The following is a 16781-nucleotide window of genomic DNA, read 5'->3' as shown; positions in this document are numbered from 1 at the left end:
ATAATCCCTGCTCTTAAATTCAAAAAATTATCGATTTAACAAGGTTTACGTGAATTCGTAAACCTTGTTATTTTGAGTACTGCTTTTGCAGCCCCTCCTTCTTTATTACTCATTTAAATGAGGTTGAATACCACTAACTTGTTGGCGATAAACAGCTGGGGTTAATCCTGTATGACGACGAAACATTTTAATGAACGCGGATGCATCGCTATAACCTAACAAGAAAGCCACTTGATTAATTGAATCATTTTCCTTGAGTAACTGTAAAGCCGTCACAACTTTTAAGCGCTGTCGCCATTCATTAAAACTCATACGCAATTGTTTTTGAAAACGACGCGTTAAAGTTCTCTCGGTTGAATACACTGATTTAGCCCAATCAGATAAACCGCGATCATCAGCGGGATTGTCTTCTAATGCTCGTAAGATAGGCTGTAATAAAGCATCTTGCGTTGTGGGAAGAAAATCATCGACTTTGTGAGCGCTCGCTAACCTATCAAGTAATACATCGGTTAAACATTTGTCTTGATGACTTTCAATTTTATCCACTTTTCGAATAATTAAATCATCAATAATAGCAAGCACCAGCGGTGGCAAGGCGATCATACAAGCCTCTGTAGGCAAACCTTCAGAACGGGCAATATCAATATTAATTGCGCAATACTCAACATCCCTTCGGTTAAAAGCACGATGCGGCACATTAGCGGGAGTCCAAATGGCATAACCGGCAGGTGATACCATTTTTCGACCATTAACTTCCATCTCTAACACGCCTTGTTTAATGAGATGAATCTGTCCCCAATTATGTTGGTGCGGCAACGTTTCTGTGCCACCAGCAATGTGAAAGTAATGTATGAATACCGTACTTGGTAATTGCTCAACCAATTTAGGCATAAAGGTTGGGTTGCCATTCATTTGATTGTTTGTCATCACTCCATCCCATTTATCCGCTTGTCTGAATCGACCTATTCAGTGTCCGATTCAACCTACAATCTTTTATTTCTTTCATGCCACACTACATGTTCAGTTTGATAAAACGTTTTATCGTTAAGGTATAACAAGTTTCTTCAAGGAGGAACAACCATGACAACAGACTCCAAAACCTTATTTGTCCGTAGCTTATTTCCGACTATCGCTGTTGCAATATGGGCAACCAATGCAGTCGTCAGTAAAATGGCAACAACAACCATTGAACCTGGCACCATCGCATTTTATCGCTGGTTTGTGGCATTATTAATTCTCACACCATTTTGTTTAGTTGAAGTATCTCGCCAATGGCTGGCAGTCAAAAAATACTTATTGAAGCTAACGATCCTGGCTTCTTTAGGTATGGTTCTCAATCAAAGCTTGGCCTATTACGCAGCTTACACCACCAGCGCCACCAACATTGCTATTTTCTTATCGTTAATGCCGCTGATTGGTTTATTCCTCGCAGTACCACTGTTAGGTGCTAAGTTGCACAAAATGATTGTACTCGGTGCCGTAATTTCATTCTGTGGCTTAATTTATATGCTCAGTGAAGGCAACCTAATGCATCTTGTTAACCAAGGCTTAAAACAAGGTGATCTATTGATGCTTGCGGCATCTTGTGCTTATGCCTTGTATTCCGTCTTACTAAACCGTTGGAATTTGCCCTTAACCACTTGGTGTACAGTCTATTGCCAAGTATTTCTTGGCGCGCTTTTACAACTACCTTTATTGTTTTCAAGTCAACACTGGGGAATCGAAATAGAGGCTTGGCCCATGGTAGGGTTTGCTGCGCTGGCCGCTTCCATCATCGCTCCTTGGTGTTGGTTAAAAGGCGTCGCGTTAATTGGTGCTGAACGTGCGACCTTATTCATGAACTTAGTGCCTATTTTTACGGCTAGCATCAGTATTGTTTTGCTGGGCGTACATCCAACCCAATACCATCTTATTGGTGGTGCACTGGTATTTTTGGGCTTAACGTTGGCGCAGCGGAAACCCAAAACGATGAATATGCTATCATCACTTCAACCATCCACTGCAAGTCAAGCAAACCCACCGCTGTCCAACGATCGTAAATAAACCCTAAAATCACTGCAATTTTATGTCATCGTTCCGCTACTGCAATCGGTGCGATATACGGCGCTCAAGCGGCAGGAAAGACAATAGGTAAGGATAACTACATTGGCCAACAAGCAGCATTACAAATCATACGAAAAATGCAGCAACCGAATTTGCCACCACAACGAATTATTGTTCCACCAAAAATGATTCTGCGAGACTCCGCTTAACAACCCCACCACATCAGGTTATCATTTGACCACTTTTATAATGGTTCAAGGATGAAACATGAAAAGCTCTACTCATTATCCTCTCCTATTATTAGCGGCAGCAACGTTACTTGGCTGTGCACACCAAGATAAACAAGAGTTTAAAGAGGGCGCTCGTGATGCTGCTCAGGCGACTAAAGAGGCAGGTAAAACCATCGGTCACGCCACCCGTGATGCTGCTAAAGAAACTGGCCACTTTTTCCAAGATATATTCAAAGATTAAGTTTTTGATTTTGTTTAACATACAAAAAAGCCAAACGATTGCGCGAGCTTTTTGGTTTGAAGTTAGTTAGAATGTGCACCATCAAATCTTGGCGTTTTGTGATCGATTGGTCACCACTCTCAAACAATTAAGATTTTTACCAAAGTATGCTAGCTCTCGCTCTAGTTTCACTTTGGCAAACATCTTTTTCTGTTTTTAACTCCGTGATTTAAGGAATATGGAAGCCATGCAAAACGCTCGCCCAATTCGTCGCGCTTTAATCAGCGTATCTGACAAAACTGGTATTGTGGAATTCGCTCAAGCACTCACTCAACGTGGTGTAGAGATCCTTTCAACTGGCGGCACTTTTAAGCTGCTGCAAGATAATGCCATCACCGCCACAGAAGTGTCTGATTACACAGGTTTCCCTGAAATGATGGACGGTCGTGTTAAGACTCTTCATCCAAAAGTACATGGTGGCGTATTAGGCCGTCGTGGTACGGATGAAGCGGTTATGGAACAACACGGCATCAACCCTATCGATATCGTCGTGGTTAACCTTTACCCATTCGCTGAAACGGTTGCCAAAGAAGGCTGTACGCTAGAAGATGCCGTTGAAAACATCGATATCGGTGGGCCAACTATGGTTCGCTCTGCGGCTAAAAACCATAAAGATGTCACCATCGTGGTTAACGCGCACGACTACGACCGCGTGATTGCAGAAATGGATGCTAACGATAAGTCTCTAACCCTAGAAACGCGCTTTGATTTAGCGATTGCAGCATTTGAGCACACTGCGGCTTACGATGGCATGATTGCGAACTACTTCGGCACTATGGTTCCTAGTTACGGCGAGAACAAAGAAGGTGATGAGGAAAGCAAGTTCCCTCGCACTTTCAACCAACAGTTCGAGAAAAAACAAGATATGCGCTACGGTGAGAACAGCCACCAAGCCGCAGCTTTCTATGTTGAAGCGAATCCTCAAGAAGCGTCAGTTTCAACCGCTCGCCAAATCCAAGGTAAAGCACTGTCTTACAACAACATCGCCGATACGGACTCTGCCCTTGAGTGTGTGAAAGAATTCAACGAGCCAGCTTGTGTGATCGTTAAACACGCCAACCCATGTGGTGTAGCACTCGGTAAAGATATTCTTGAAGCCTACAACCGCGCTTATCAAACCGATCCTACATCAGCCTTTGGTGGCATCATCGCCTTTAACCAAGAATTGGATGCTGCAACGGCACAAGCGATTGTTGATCGTCAATTCGTTGAGGTGATTATCGCCCCATCAGTTTCAGCTGAAGCGATTAAAGTCGTGGAAGCGAAGAAAAACGTACGCCTACTAGAATGTGGCGAATGGACAAGCAAAACCACTGAGTTTGATATCAAGCGTGTAAACGGTGGCTTACTAGTTCAAGATCGTGACCAAGGCATGGTAGAGTTGGATGACCTTAAAGTGGTATCAAAACGTCAACCAAGTGCTGAAGAATTAAAAGATGCACTATTCTGCTGGAAAGTGGCGAAATACGTGAAATCTAACGCGATTGTGTATTCAAAGGGCGATATGACGATTGGTGTGGGCGCAGGCCAAATGAGCCGTGTTTACTCAGCCAAAATTGCGGGCATTAAAGCCGCTGACGAAGGCCTACAAGTTGAAGGTTGTGTGATGGCATCGGATGCTTTCTTCCCATTCCGTGACGGTATCGACGCTGCTGCAGAAGCGGGCATTAAATGTGTGATTCAACCTGGTGGTTCAATGCGTGATGATGAAGTCATTGCCGCAGCCGATGAACACGGTATGGCGATGATCTTTACCGGCATGCGTCACTTCCGTCATTAATTTTTTCGTTTCTCGTATTACGTTTCTCGTATCTCGATAGATCGCTTTTGATTTTCCGAGTCACGAGAAACGAGCATCCGAGAAACGTACATAAAAGAGATACGATAAATATGAAAATACTAATCATTGGCGCCGGCGGCCGCGAACATGCACTCGGCTGGAAAGCGGCGCAAAACCCAAACGTTGAAACCGTATTTGTTGCACCGGGTAATGCGGGTACCGCGCTTGAGCCTAAACTTAAAAACGTCAATATTGGTGTAGAAGATATTGAAGGCTTAGTTGAATTTGCGCAAAACAATAGCATTGAATTGACGATTGTGGGCCCAGAGGCACCACTCGTTATTGGTGTGGTTGACGCTTTCCGTGCGGCAAAATTACCTATCTTTGGTCCAACCAAAGATGCCGCGCAACTTGAAGGCTCTAAAGCGTTCACTAAAGATTTCCTAGCGCGTCATAAAATCCCAACAGCTGATTACGCTAACTTCACTGAAATCGAGCCAGCATTGGCTTATGTGCGCGAGAAAGGCGCACCTATCGTGATTAAAGCGGATGGCCTTGCTGCTGGTAAAGGTGTGATTGTTGCGATGACACTTGAAGAAGCAGAAGATGCCATTCAAGATATGTTGGCTGGCAATGCCTTTGGTGACGCTGGTAGCCGAGTCGTCATCGAAGAATTCCTTGATGGTGAAGAAGCCAGCTTCATCGTTATGGTTGATGGCTCTAGCGTTCTACCAATGGCGACGAGCCAAGACCATAAACGTGTCGGTGATAAAGATACCGGACCAAACACCGGCGGTATGGGTGCTTATTCTCCAGCACCTGTTGTGACACCTGAAATCCACCAGCGCGTGTTGGAAGAAGTGATTTACCCAACCGTTCGCGGTATGGATGCAGAAGGTTACCCTTACACTGGCTTCCTTTATGCCGGTCTGATGATCATGGCTGATGGCACACCTAAAGTGATCGAATATAACTGCCGCTTTGGTGACCCTGAAACACAACCTATCATGATACGTATGCAATCTGATCTCGTTGAGCTTTGCTTGATGGCAATTGATGAGAAATTAGATGAAGCAGAATCTCACTGGGATCCACGTGCTTCAATCGGTATCGTACTCGCTGCGGGTGGTTACCCTGGTGATTACGCTAAAGGTGATGTGATCAGCTTACCTGCTACCAATGATGTTGAAGGTGAGAAGATCTTCCATGCGGGTACAGCGAACAATGCCAATGGTGAAGTCGTGACAGCCGGTGGGCGCGTACTATGTGCAACGGCATTAGGTAACACGGTCTCAGAAGCTCAACAACATGCTTACGAGCTTGCAAAACAAGTAAGCTGGAACGGTATGTTCCATCGCAATGATATCGGTTATCGTGCGATTGCTCGTGAACAAGAGCAGAAATAAATTCTCAGCCCAATAAAAAAGCAAAAGCGCGTACTTGATAAAAGTACGCGCTTTTTTATGTTCAAAAACAATATATTGAAGTCACTTAGGGATAGCATTAATTCATAATAAGGTGAGCTCGTTGAATACAGCCATGAACCGGCTTCTCTAACGATAATAACTTCTCAACTATCACGGTTTTACTCTTTTTATCTTTATAACCAATAAACGCAGCATAGCTGTTTAAACTATTAATTCGCTCTTTTACCGCGAATGGTATATTAGCGACTTGATCAAACTGCAAATTGTTATATTGAATACCATCACATGAATCAAAGGTACTACCATTCCATATCCCCTGAATTAACTCAAAACCTCGGTCATGGATATCATCGACCTTTTTGACTAAGTCTTCCGCTTGTTGTGAGTAATAATCTAAGTCTTTTTGGTTTAATGGTAATATTTGGTCATCTAAACGATAACGCTGATAAATCGCCTCGCCTTCAGAGCTAAAACGAATATGCACAAGAAACGGCTTTAAACCATCGCTGCTTTGTTGCATTTCACCTTCACGAACGATCTCTTTAATGGTGCCCTTTTGCCACTGGTAGCTACTTTTATACCAAGCATTATCCGGTAATTGAACGTAATCTGATGCCACCCTCGGCTTAGATAGAGCTCGAGTATACCAATAGAAAGCTTTTGAAGTGTCTTCTAGCTCGCCACCGGATAACTCGGCAGACTCGATTGAGCCTGAGAATTTACTACTGATATGATCTGTCCATGAGCCAGATGATGAACAACCGGCAAGCAAAGATAAGACAAGAATGGAAAATAAACTACGTTTCATAAAAAACTACGCTGAGAAGACACTCAGCGTAGTATATACATAAACAACCGCTGGGTGCGAGTTGCAAATTATCAAGACAAAGTAAAATTATTTTACTGCGTCTTTTAGTGCTTTGCCGGCTGTGAATGCTGGAACATTTGCGGCAGAAATTTGGATCTCAGCGCCTGTTTTAGGGTTACGGCCAGTGCGAGCTGCACGGTGGTTAATTTTAAAAGTACCAAAACCAATTAGTTGCACTTGATCACCATCTTTAAGAGCGCCAGTTACGCCTTCAAGAGTTGCTTCAAGAGCCGCTTTAGCTTGAGCTTTAGATAAGTCTGCTTTTTCAGCAATGGCATCGATTAATTGAGTCTTGTTCATTCTAGGTTTCCCTTCTCATTGTTTTTAAGGTCTGAAGTCACTCTAAATCATAAAGGCCACGTCTGGCAAAGGTTTGTGGCACTTCTTTTGATCTTATGACGTAATTTTGACCATAATTTGAGCCTTAACTCACATTTTGTATTTTTTTAGGAAAATCAGATACAAAATGATGAATTTTAAACTATTAATGCTTTCTTGATTTAAATGACACTACATTCATTAGAATAATCTTTTATGGCAATTTCATTACATTAATGTTCAACACTAATGCCAATATTACTCATGCCTTCTTCACGTAGTTCGATACGTAACTCTTTGATCAGATCAATATCGCGAACTTCTGATTCACGTAGTGGACGGAATAATGCCCATTGAACATCCCATTCTTGGCAAACCGCTTCATTCTCTTTTTGATTTTCGTTGGTGATTTCATCACTACCTTGTGCTTCTTCAAGCTGAGCAACTGTTTTAACAGAGACTTGGCTTAAGTCGATCATCGATTCAAACATTTCTTCACGGTCGAGCAGAGCATGTAGCAGAATAGATAAGCCAATACAGGCATCAATCGCAGGGTATACCGCATAGAATTGATAGTCTTCTGAGCTTGGGATCAACTCTTCTAGCTTTTCAAGTTGACGTTCGAAATTCACTTTGGCAGTTTTAACCGTTAGCACTTCCCAAACACTGTCTAAAATCTCACGGTATTTTCGCGCATCGGCAAATTCGGTATTTTCACAAAATAAAGCGTAGTTTGGATACATACGCTCACATAAACAGGCCATGAAAGTCATTTGCTGCCAAGGGACGAATTTTTCTAAGCGGACTTGAAGGGGATTCTGTAGCATAATTACGTTAACTCATTCCAAATAATACCAGACATGGGAAGTGTACTTGATAACCGTATCGTTTACTTGAAAAAGCATTCGGTTTACCTAAAAAAAGCATGGAGCTTAGTATAATTTAATGAAACCAACTGTCGAAACATCTGCTACCCCATTATTGTATATTGCATCAAAACAGCAGCAGGATTACCTAGATTTATTACAACAATCTAGCTTAAAACATATCGCGATTACTCAAGATAAATCACAAGCGAACATCGTCTTGGCCGATCCGCCCCTTCTGGCTAAATATCTTGATGAATTCACTAATCTAAAGTGGGCTCAAGCTACTTATGCCGGTATTGATAAGCTCACTAAACCGGAACTACGCCAAGACTACACTCTGACCAATGTGAAAGGAATTTTTGGACAACTTATTAGTGAGTATGTTTTAGGTTATAGCTTGAGCTACTTCCGACACTTGAATCAATACCAACAATTACAAGCTCAAAATAAATGGCAACCTATTGAATACCAGTCTGTGATGGGAAAAAAAGTGGTGATTCTCGGCACAGGTTCTATTGGTACTCAACTCGCAGCATGTGTGTCGGCATTAGGGTTTGTCGCGATTGGTGTCAATAGCCGAGGTCTGATCCCACAAGGCTCAATGTTCAGCCAATGTTACTCAACCGAGCAACTCGATGAAGCATTAGCCCAAGCCAATGTGGTCGTTAATGCCCTACCGAGCACGCCACAGACTTATCATATTTTAAACGCTCAACACTTATCACATTGCCAATCGGCTTTATTATTTAATATTGGCCGTGGAACGGCGGTCGATGATGATGGCTTGTTACTGGCTTTAGAAAAAGGTTGGATTGCACACGCTTATTTGGATGTTTTTCCGCAAGAACCATTACACCAAGAAAGCGCGTATTGGCAGCACCCTAATGTCAGCATTACTCCGCATATTGCGGCCAATAGCTTTCCTCAACAAGTCTTCGATATTTTTAAGCAAAATATGCAACGCTGGAAAAATCAACAACCATTATTAAATCAAGTGGATTTTAGTCGAGGTTATTAGTGGCTAGTTTTAGATTGCTATTAGATAACATTCAACAATGCCAGATTTGCGCCAAATCGCTTGCCCATGGGTGTCGGCCAGTGGTTCAAGCTCACCCTGATGCCAAGGTATTAATTATTGGTCAAGCACCAGGCTTAAAGGTTCATCAAACTGGTATTCCTTTCAATGATGCCAGTGGTGAGCGCTTACGACAGTGGATGGGGATTGATAAAACGCTCTTTTATGATCCGCAGTTTCTCGCCATTATGCCTATGGGGTTTTGTTATCCGGGAAAAGGCAAAAGTGGCGATTTACCACCGCGTAAAGAATGCGCGCCGCAATGGCATGAGCAATTACTGAATCAATTGCCAAATATTGAACTGATATTATTGATAGGCCAATACGCTCAAGATTATTACCTAACCAATAAACCCAAAACCTTAACTGAGACAGTACAAGCTTGGCAGCAGTATCAACCTAAATATCTACCTTTACCGCACCCTTCGCCACGTAATAATATCTGGCTCAAGAAGAACCCTTGGTTTGAACAACAACTCGTCCCGCATTTGCAAAGCATTATTGCTGAACTACAACGTTAGTCGATTTCGCTTTACGCTGCATCAACCACAACGCTAAGCCGCCGTAGATCGCAACTTGTGCCCAGAGGTGCCAAACATAAGGAAGGACTTGTTCGAAGCTTGCGCCCATTTGATTAAGACGCAAAAAACCATTAATCGCAGGGGTCGAGGGCGCTAATTGTGCTAACCATTTAAGTAAACTTGGCAGCTCTGAAGTCGGCCAGACAAAACCGGCACAAAAAACCAAAGGCAAAGAGCTCAATACCACAATTAAAGTCGCCAATTCTTTACGCGGAATTAACTCGCCCATCACCATCCCCAAACCAATCACAGCGAATAAAAACGGAATAATTAACGCAAATAAATGGGAAATAGAAGCAAGGCGACTGATGCCATAAAACTCGAAACTAAAGCCGAAGTAGTACATCACCAATGGAATATAAGTTAGTAATAGAATGACCGCTCGTGCCGACCACATATCAAACGCCGAACAATCTTGCCAGTATCCCACTTGCTTGGCTTGGCGTTGCTCATTAAGACCGCCCCCGAGTAAACCTGCAGCAATCAATAAGGTTTGGTGCAAAATCAGCACAAACACCGCTGGTACTATGTAGTTAATATAACCATTGGTTGGGTTAAAAACTGGCTGCATCGACAGTTTAATTGGCGCATATTGCTGAGCCGCCAAAACCAAATTTTCTCCCGACATGACCATTCGAGACACTTTAGCCTGCGCCGATAACGTCCCGCCCGCGGTGGCGAGCCCTTCAACGACCGTTCCATAAATCAGAAAATAAGCCGCATCACCGGCATAGGCTAACGCCGGGCTTTCACCGAGTAATAAATCACGAGCAAAGTGGCGAGGGATCAATAAAATCCCATGCACCTTACCTTGATTAAATAACTGCTTGGCCTCTTGTAAGCTATAGGCATGTTGAGTGATTTGAACCTGTGGCGTGGCATCAACCATTCGCTCAAGTGTTCGACTGGTTGAGGTGTTATCTAAATTGACGACCACAATTGATTGCTCACGCGGTAGTTGCTGGCTATAAGGTAGAGGATATAAAAACGAATACATCACTACCCCACCAAACACGGTAAGCAGTAATGCCGAATTGGTATAAATCGACTTTAATTCACAGCGAAACACTTGCCACCAGCTCATGATACGTCGTCCTGTTTATCGGATGACACCAAAGCTCTCGCTCTTAACCACACCACCAGCAGTAACGTTAAAAACACACTCAGTGCGAGCAGTGAACCCATCACTTGCGACAAATTGACACCGTTATTGACCTGTTTTACTTGCACATCAATATAGTGGCTCACCGGTAATAAACTGCGCCAAATCTGACCGAGTAACGGCATATCTGAGGTTGGAAAAGTGATCCCCATAAAGGCAAAAGCTGGCGCGGTAAATGCGGCAACAAAACTCATTGAACGGGTGGCATCTAAAGTAATCATAAAAAATAACGCACCGACACTTTGGCAAGCCAAGACCATCAATACTTGCGCCGATAATAAAATCCCCCAACTGCCGTGCATCGGCCAACCTAACCAGCCGTACATCCCCCATAAAAACACCATACCTTGCGCGAGATATAACGGAGAGTAAGCCAACAGCTTAGTGACAACTGCCCGCAAAGGAGTGACAGCAAGCCAACTTTGCATGCCTTGCGTTCTTTGCTCTAATGAAAAACTCAGCACGGTAGTCGCGACAATTAAGATTTGCCATAACGCAGGAATCGCCGCCGAGACCAAGAATTGGCCATAATGACTATTACTATTAAATAACGCTGTGATTTGAGTTTGGATCGGCACCGCCTGAGCTAACGCTTGTTGTGGAACAGTATCGCCTTTGCTGAGATTCTTAACTGCTTCAATTTGCGCGTTAAAAGTACCCTGAGCTTGCTGCATAGCGGCGTTGACTAACTTACCAATCAAGATAAATTGGCTATTATAAAAGGTAGTAATGGTAGGAGGATGACCCAGTAATACATCTTGAGTAAGACTATCTGGGATCACCACTAAGGCGTAAATTTTACCCGATTGCAGATCTTGTTTGCCTTCCGACACCGAAGTGTAGCTTTGAGTCACTTCTAAGGTAGGACTAGCATCGTAATAACGCACCACCCCACGCGACATACTTGAGTGATCAAAATCAACGACTCCGATCGCAAGATCTCGAGCGCTGCCAGCCGAGAATATCCACCATAGTGCAAAAAACATCAGCAGAGGTAACCAGAACAACATTGCCTTTAACCAAGGTTGAGTGACTATCTGTCGCCATTCTTTAATCAATGCATGCCGATGCAACATTAATCGTGTCCTACATTCTCAAGCAACACACTCATGCCAACTCGCAAACCTTCAATTGGTTGAGTTGGACGAGCTTCCACTTCAAAAGTACGCATATCAAAACCTTGATTGGCATCGGTAGTGCGCCAAGTAGCGAAATCGCCCATCACGGCGACATGAGAAACCATAAAGTTATATTGCTCATCACTTAGCGCAGGAATCGTTACTTTGAGCTCAGTACCTTGTTTAAATTGTTGTAATTTATCTTCACGAACGTGGAAAATCGCCCACGCATCCTGCATATCTAAAATCGTCACCACAGGAAAACCTTGCGGGGCTAGCTCTCCAGAATGAAGCAAAATATCGCTCACTTCACCATCATGCCAGCTGGAAACTTGAGTATCAGCGACATAGGCTTCAACTTCAGCCACCGCACCAGCGGCTTGTTTTTCTTGTTGCTGAGCGGCGCGCTTAGTCTCATCACGTGCGCCCTCTTGCGCCATTTGGTACATTTGATAAGCGGCACGTTCGGTATATAACGAAGCCTGCCATTGAGTGTAGGCTTCATCACGTTTTTGCTCTGCGACCACGCCATCTTGATACAAATTTTGTACTCGTTGGTAGGTTTTTTCCATCAAACTAGAAGCGGCTTTCGCTTTACGCCATTGATCTTGCGCAGCCGCTATCTCTTGGTTGCGTGTGCCTTTTTCGGCTTGTTCTGCCATCGCACCCGCTGCACCTTGAGCGGCTTTCGCTTGCGCTAATTTAGCTTCAATCTCTGGGCTTAAAATAGTAAAAATTTGCTGACCTGATTTAATTTGATCGCCTTTTTTAACCAACACTTGATCAATGCGCCCCGGCACTTTCGATGAAATCAAATATTGCTGCGCTTCAATCTGGCCTTGAAAACGTTCCGCTTTAGGTTGATAGGCAAGCCAAAAGGTATAAGCCAACCAGACCAAAGCCAAAGCCACAACACCAATAAAAATAATCGATTTACGTGAGCGCATTATTGAACCTCTAATCCTTGATATTGTTGGTATTGATTAAAACTGTCGACTTCACCACTGATCGCCAATAAGCGCGATAAAGAAAGAACATATTGATAAGCCGCTGCTGAGCGTTGAGTTTTAATGCTATTTAAATACATTTCCGCATCCACTACATCCAAAGAAGTCGCCAGCCCCTGACTAAAGGCTTTCTTCTGCAAGCTAAGGTTTTCACTGGCCATGCTGACACTCGAGGCTAAGCCATTGTATTCTTCTAACGCTTGATTAGCTTCACGATAAGTTTTTTCCACCAGCAAAGATAAATCTTGTTTGGCTTGTGCGCGTAAATAACCTACTTGCTTAATGGCACTATGGGCAACGCTGACTTTTTCAGAGCGACCTGAAGTATCCAGTAGAGGAATGCTCACGCCAACCCCTACGAGCCAATCTGGCGTATTATCGCCCACTAACGTGTCATCTTGGTACAAGTTGTAATTACCGTAGAGATAAACTTCTGGATAATATTTTCCTTTCTCTACATCAACCAATCCACTGGCTTGCTTTTCTTTGGCATCCAAAATGCTCAAGCCAGGGTAGCTTTGCAAGGTTTTATCCATAAAGGCTTGCATCGGAGGTAGACTTTCATTAATAAAAAGATGGGTAGAAGGTTCAGCCAGTGCCGGTGCTTTAATCAAGTTCGTCAGTGCCATTTGGGCGATTTCCAGATCACGCTGTGCTTTTTTAGTATCAACTTGCGCCTTATGATAAGCGGTTTCTGCTTGTAGACGCTGCACGCGAGCGATTTGGCCTTGCTCTTGCATTTTGAGTGCGTTATCGAAGTGTTCTTTTAAGCTTTGCTCAACTTCTTGTCTAGTGGAGAGTATTTGTTGCGATAACACCATACCAAAATAGTATTTCGACAAATCTTCAAATTTACCTTGCTGCTTCATTTCCAATAAATATTTAGCCTCTTCAGATTTTGCTTTGGCAATATCTTGCGCCGCTGAAATCCGCCCTCCTGTAAAAATAGGCCAAATGGCACGAATCGAACTAGTAAAGACATCCTTTTCCACCAAAGTCGAGGTCAACATGCCATCAAAGGCTTGAGTTAAAGCACTGGAACCTAACGAAGTACTGTCCGCAAACTCAGATGGGGAAACGTCAATATCATCGTCTAAACGTGTGTAATTGGCACTTAAAGTAATGCTTGGTAAGTTCATCGCGCCAGCTGCTTGCTGTTTATATTCAGCTTGCTCAACACTAGCACGCTCTGCGGCTAAGCCATCATTATTTCTCAGTAGTGATTGCCACGCTTGATAAAAAGTCACGTGTTGCGCCCAACTCATCGTTGGCATTAATAAGAGTAATGGAAGAGTAAAAATAGCAAGGTGATATTTGAATCGATGCATGTGTCTGTTACTTATCCATAGTAGGTGCTGACGACTCATTATAGGTCGTAGATTGATAGACAGATCCGAGCAGTTATTCTGCAATAATATGCTGGAAAAAAATGAGAGATAGCTCACCATCCCCTGTGACTTAGGTATACCACATTAACGGTATCAATGAATGATCATTAATTACTACCGAAACAAATAAATAAAAACGCAGCCTAGACTGAAGACTGCGCTCTTATTATTTATTACTAAATTATACACTCAAGTACGAAGAGTATAGGATTATTTATGATACGGCTTAGATAGTTCATGTACCGCATCAACAAATACACCAGCGTTTTCTGGTGGTACATCTAAATGAATACCGTGACCTAGATTGAATACGTGACCAGTACCGGCATCACCAAAACCTTCTAGAATCGTAGCGACTTCTTGGCGAATACGTTCTGGCTGAGCATACAGCATTGACGGATCCATATTGCCTTGTAATGCTACTTTATCACCCACACGAGCCACGGCATCTTGAATATTAATCGTCCAATCAAGACCAATCGCATCGCAACCTGTAGCCGCAATTTTTTCTAACCACATGCCACCATTTTTAGTGAATAGCGTAACAGGTACGCGGCGACCGTCATTTTCACGAATCAAGCCATCAACGATCTTATGCATATATTGTAAAGAGAAATCATGGTAATCACGTGGTGTTAATACACCGCCCCAAGTATCAAACACCATTACAGACTGAGCACCGGCTTTAATTTGAGCATTTAAGTATTCAATGACACTATCAGCCAGTTTATCTAAAAGCGCATGCAGAACGGCCGGATCGGCATACATCATTTTTTTGATTTTAGTGAACGCTTTAGAACTTCCACCTTCCACCATGTAAGTTGCTAGTGTCCAAGGGCTACCAGAAAAACCAATCAGCGGCACTTCACCTTGTAAGTCTTTACGAATTTGACGAACCGCATTCATTACGTATTGCAACTCACCTTCTGGATCAGGCAAACCAATTTTATCAACATCAGCTTTACAAGTAATTGGGCGCTCAAATTTAGGGCCTTCACCCGTTTCAAAGTATAAACCTAGTCCCATGGCATCTGGGATAGTCAAAATATCAGAAAACAGAATCGCCGCATCAAGCGGAAAACGACGTAATGGTTGAAGCGTGACTTCTGAAGCTAACTCGGCATTTTTACATAAAGACATAAAGTCGCCCGCAACACTGCGCGTTTGGCGATATTCAGGTAAATAACGACCGGCTTGGCGCATCATCCATACTGGCGTGTAATCTACCGGCTGTTTTAATAAAGCTCGTAGATAACGGTCATTTTTCAATTCAGTCATTTTTCTATCCTAAAAATTTGAGGCAGTCTTTATATCCAAGTGACTTGGGTATATTTGGCGCTTATTCTAACATTACACAGCGCACATTTTGCTAATGGTTTGTAATCCAGATCATGTTCTTGAACATTAAAATCTATCGCAATTTGCTTCAATTGAGGCATTTGTTAATACTTTGTTGGCTAGCACAATTATAACGAGCTGAAACACATGAATGTTCAGCATCTCATAACGACATCTTACTTACCCCTCCGGCAATCCCGGAGGTTTTTTTTATTCCCTTCGCAATTGAAGCTTCATCGTCGTTGACGGCGTTCATTCGCCTCAATCATTTAGACAAGCTAAACTCATGGGGCCTCACTCACTTGTCGCCTAGCTGCAACTCCAATTTCTTTGGGAATAATCGTTAAGTATATGAAATAAAACTATGCTGTTATTCAATGTCACAACCTAGTGTATGTTCGATCAAGGCGCGTGCAATGGTTCCCTTTGGAGCAATCGGCGGTAGCTCATTAGCACGAAACCAACCGGCTGATGACAATTCATATTTATCCACTCGAACCTCACCACTGTCATAATCCGCTAAGAAAGCCATCATCATACTAGACGGAAATGCCCAAGGTTGACTGCCAAAGTAACGAATATTGGTGACATTAATGCCAGTTTCTTCTTTCACTTCACGCGCCACACATTGCTCTAGCGTTTCCCCGACTTCGACAAAACCGGCAATCACGGTATGCATGCCACTTTTATGACGAGCATGATGCGCCAATAGAATTTTATCGTCTTTACGAATCGCGACGATGATGCAAGGAAAGATTCTCGGGTAATGCAAAGTGCGACAGTCATTACATTGCATCGCCAGTTGATTATGATTAAGACGATTACGCCCACCACAATACGAACAAAAGCGTTGAGAAACCGACATGTAACCATATTGAACGGCGCGGCTAGCCATCAAAAAAACGGCTTCAGGAAAAGATAATAATTCTCGTAATGGCGTCATTTCGAACTCATCGTCAAGATCGCTGGCATTCAACCAAGCACACGGAACACCATCTAATTCACCAATAATAACCGCATGTTCTATTGGTAAATTGAGTGCTTCAGCAGATCCATAAGGCAATGTTTTGTCTTGCAAATGTAACGAACTGCCATCAACGATACACCAGTTTACTTTCTGATCTTTTTTTAACATCTGCTCATCTCATTGCTTGAAGTTCCACCATTTTACTGGCAATCTAATTTCATACCAGTGCTTATCGATTTGCTGCCTATAAACACTCATATCACTACATGGTATACACTATCAAAAAGGACCCTCTATTAATCACAAAGTAGAGCGGCTAAACGCCAATAA

16 protein-coding genes are annotated in these 16781 nt (G+C 43.0%); 6 read left to right on the top strand and 10 right to left on the bottom strand.

The features are described from left to right. Positions 1-105 precede the first annotated feature (105 nt). Positions 106-927 carry an AraC family transcriptional regulator gene (locus ACE3G9_RS07305; protein ID WP_417879529.1) on the bottom strand — a complete coding sequence of 274 codons (822 nt, stop codon included), beginning with the start codon at positions 925-927 and terminating at the stop codon, positions 106-108. Between the two features lie 153 nt (positions 928-1080). Here ACE3G9_RS07305 and ACE3G9_RS07300 point away from each other — a divergent pair, with 153 nt between their 5' ends. From ACE3G9_RS07300 to purD, 4 genes are all read left to right on the top strand, one after another. Continuing rightward, on the top strand, positions 1081-2043 hold the full coding sequence (locus ACE3G9_RS07300) for a DMT family transporter (RefSeq protein ID WP_417879528.1): 963 nt from the start codon (positions 1081-1083) through the stop codon (positions 2041-2043). Between the two features lie 267 nt (positions 2044-2310). Continuing rightward, complete coding sequence (locus tag ACE3G9_RS07295; RefSeq protein WP_449218803.1) at positions 2311-2514, top strand: hypothetical protein; 204 nt, start codon at positions 2311-2313, stop codon at positions 2512-2514. 226 nt (positions 2515-2740) lie between these two features. Further along, entirely contained in the window at positions 2741-4333 is a 1593-nt protein-coding gene (gene purH, locus ACE3G9_RS07290) for a bifunctional phosphoribosylaminoimidazolecarboxamide formyltransferase/IMP cyclohydrolase (RefSeq protein WP_449218802.1), read from the top strand. A gap of 110 nt (positions 4334-4443) precedes the next feature. Further along, positions 4444-5739: a phosphoribosylamine--glycine ligase gene (gene purD, locus ACE3G9_RS07285; protein ID WP_449218801.1), complete on the top strand. Its 1296-nt coding sequence runs from the start codon at positions 4444-4446 to the stop codon at positions 5737-5739. 97 nt (positions 5740-5836) lie between these two features. On the opposite strand, the gene ACE3G9_RS07280 is transcribed toward purD, so the two are convergent. The 3 genes from ACE3G9_RS07280 to ACE3G9_RS07270 all read right to left on the bottom strand — a co-directional run bounded on the left by ACE3G9_RS07280 (position 5837) and on the right by ACE3G9_RS07270 (position 7773). Further along, positions 5837-6568, bottom strand: a complete 732-nt coding sequence (locus ACE3G9_RS07280; RefSeq protein ID WP_449218800.1) for a DUF1481 domain-containing protein — start codon at positions 6566-6568, stop codon at positions 5837-5839. A gap of 87 nt (positions 6569-6655) precedes the next feature. Further along, positions 6656-6928, bottom strand: coding sequence for an HU family DNA-binding protein (locus tag ACE3G9_RS07275; RefSeq protein ID WP_027695367.1), 273 nt, complete (start codon positions 6926-6928; stop codon positions 6656-6658). 251 nt (positions 6929-7179) lie between these two features. Further along, complete coding sequence (locus ACE3G9_RS07270) at positions 7180-7773, bottom strand: YjaG family protein (RefSeq protein ID WP_417879523.1); 594 nt, start codon at positions 7771-7773, stop codon at positions 7180-7182. Between the two features lie 118 nt (positions 7774-7891). Here ACE3G9_RS07270 and ACE3G9_RS07265 point away from each other — a divergent pair, with 118 nt between their 5' ends. After that, positions 7892-8833 carry a D-2-hydroxyacid dehydrogenase gene (locus ACE3G9_RS07265; RefSeq protein ID WP_417879522.1) on the top strand — a complete coding sequence of 314 codons (942 nt, stop codon included), beginning with the start codon at positions 7892-7894 and terminating at the stop codon, positions 8831-8833. Further along, the gene (locus ACE3G9_RS07260; protein WP_417879521.1) at positions 8833-9411 is read left to right on the top strand and encodes a uracil-DNA glycosylase family protein; all 579 of its coding nucleotides are present in this window, start codon (positions 8833-8835) and stop codon (positions 9409-9411) included. Before ACE3G9_RS07265 ends, ACE3G9_RS07260 begins: the two co-directional genes overlap by 1 nt. Here ACE3G9_RS07260 and ACE3G9_RS07255 read toward each other — a convergent pair. From ACE3G9_RS07255 to nudC, 6 genes are all read right to left on the bottom strand, one after another. Then, positions 9389-10555 (bottom strand): ABC transporter permease, encoded by a 1167-nt coding sequence (locus ACE3G9_RS07255; RefSeq protein WP_449218799.1) that lies wholly within the window; start codon positions 10553-10555, stop codon positions 9389-9391. The genes ACE3G9_RS07260 and ACE3G9_RS07255 overlap by 23 nt on opposite strands. Then, positions 10552-11709 (bottom strand): ABC transporter permease, encoded by a 1158-nt coding sequence (locus ACE3G9_RS07250; protein WP_449218798.1) that lies wholly within the window; start codon positions 11707-11709, stop codon positions 10552-10554. The genes ACE3G9_RS07255 and ACE3G9_RS07250 overlap by 4 nt, the downstream gene beginning before the upstream one ends. Continuing rightward, positions 11709-12698, bottom strand: coding sequence for an HlyD family secretion protein (locus ACE3G9_RS07245; RefSeq protein WP_449218797.1), 990 nt, complete (start codon positions 12696-12698; stop codon positions 11709-11711). The genes ACE3G9_RS07250 and ACE3G9_RS07245 overlap by 1 nt, the downstream gene beginning before the upstream one ends. Further along, complete coding sequence (locus ACE3G9_RS07240) at positions 12698-14086, bottom strand: TolC family protein (protein WP_449218796.1); 1389 nt, start codon at positions 14084-14086, stop codon at positions 12698-12700. The genes ACE3G9_RS07245 and ACE3G9_RS07240 overlap by 1 nt, the downstream gene beginning before the upstream one ends. Before the next feature lie 270 nt (positions 14087-14356). Further along, positions 14357-15424, bottom strand: coding sequence for a uroporphyrinogen decarboxylase (hemE, locus tag ACE3G9_RS07235; protein WP_449218795.1), 1068 nt, complete (start codon positions 15422-15424; stop codon positions 14357-14359). 430 nt (positions 15425-15854) lie between these two features. Next, positions 15855-16619, bottom strand: coding sequence for an NAD(+) diphosphatase (nudC, locus tag ACE3G9_RS07230; protein ID WP_417879514.1), 765 nt, complete (start codon positions 16617-16619; stop codon positions 15855-15857). Positions 16620-16781: the final 162 nt, after the last annotated feature.

It is taken from the genome of Vibrio sp. E150_018, assembly GCF_053544035.1.
Note: the sequence above shows the minus strand (reverse complement) of the source record. Positions and strands in the feature narration are given on the sequence as shown.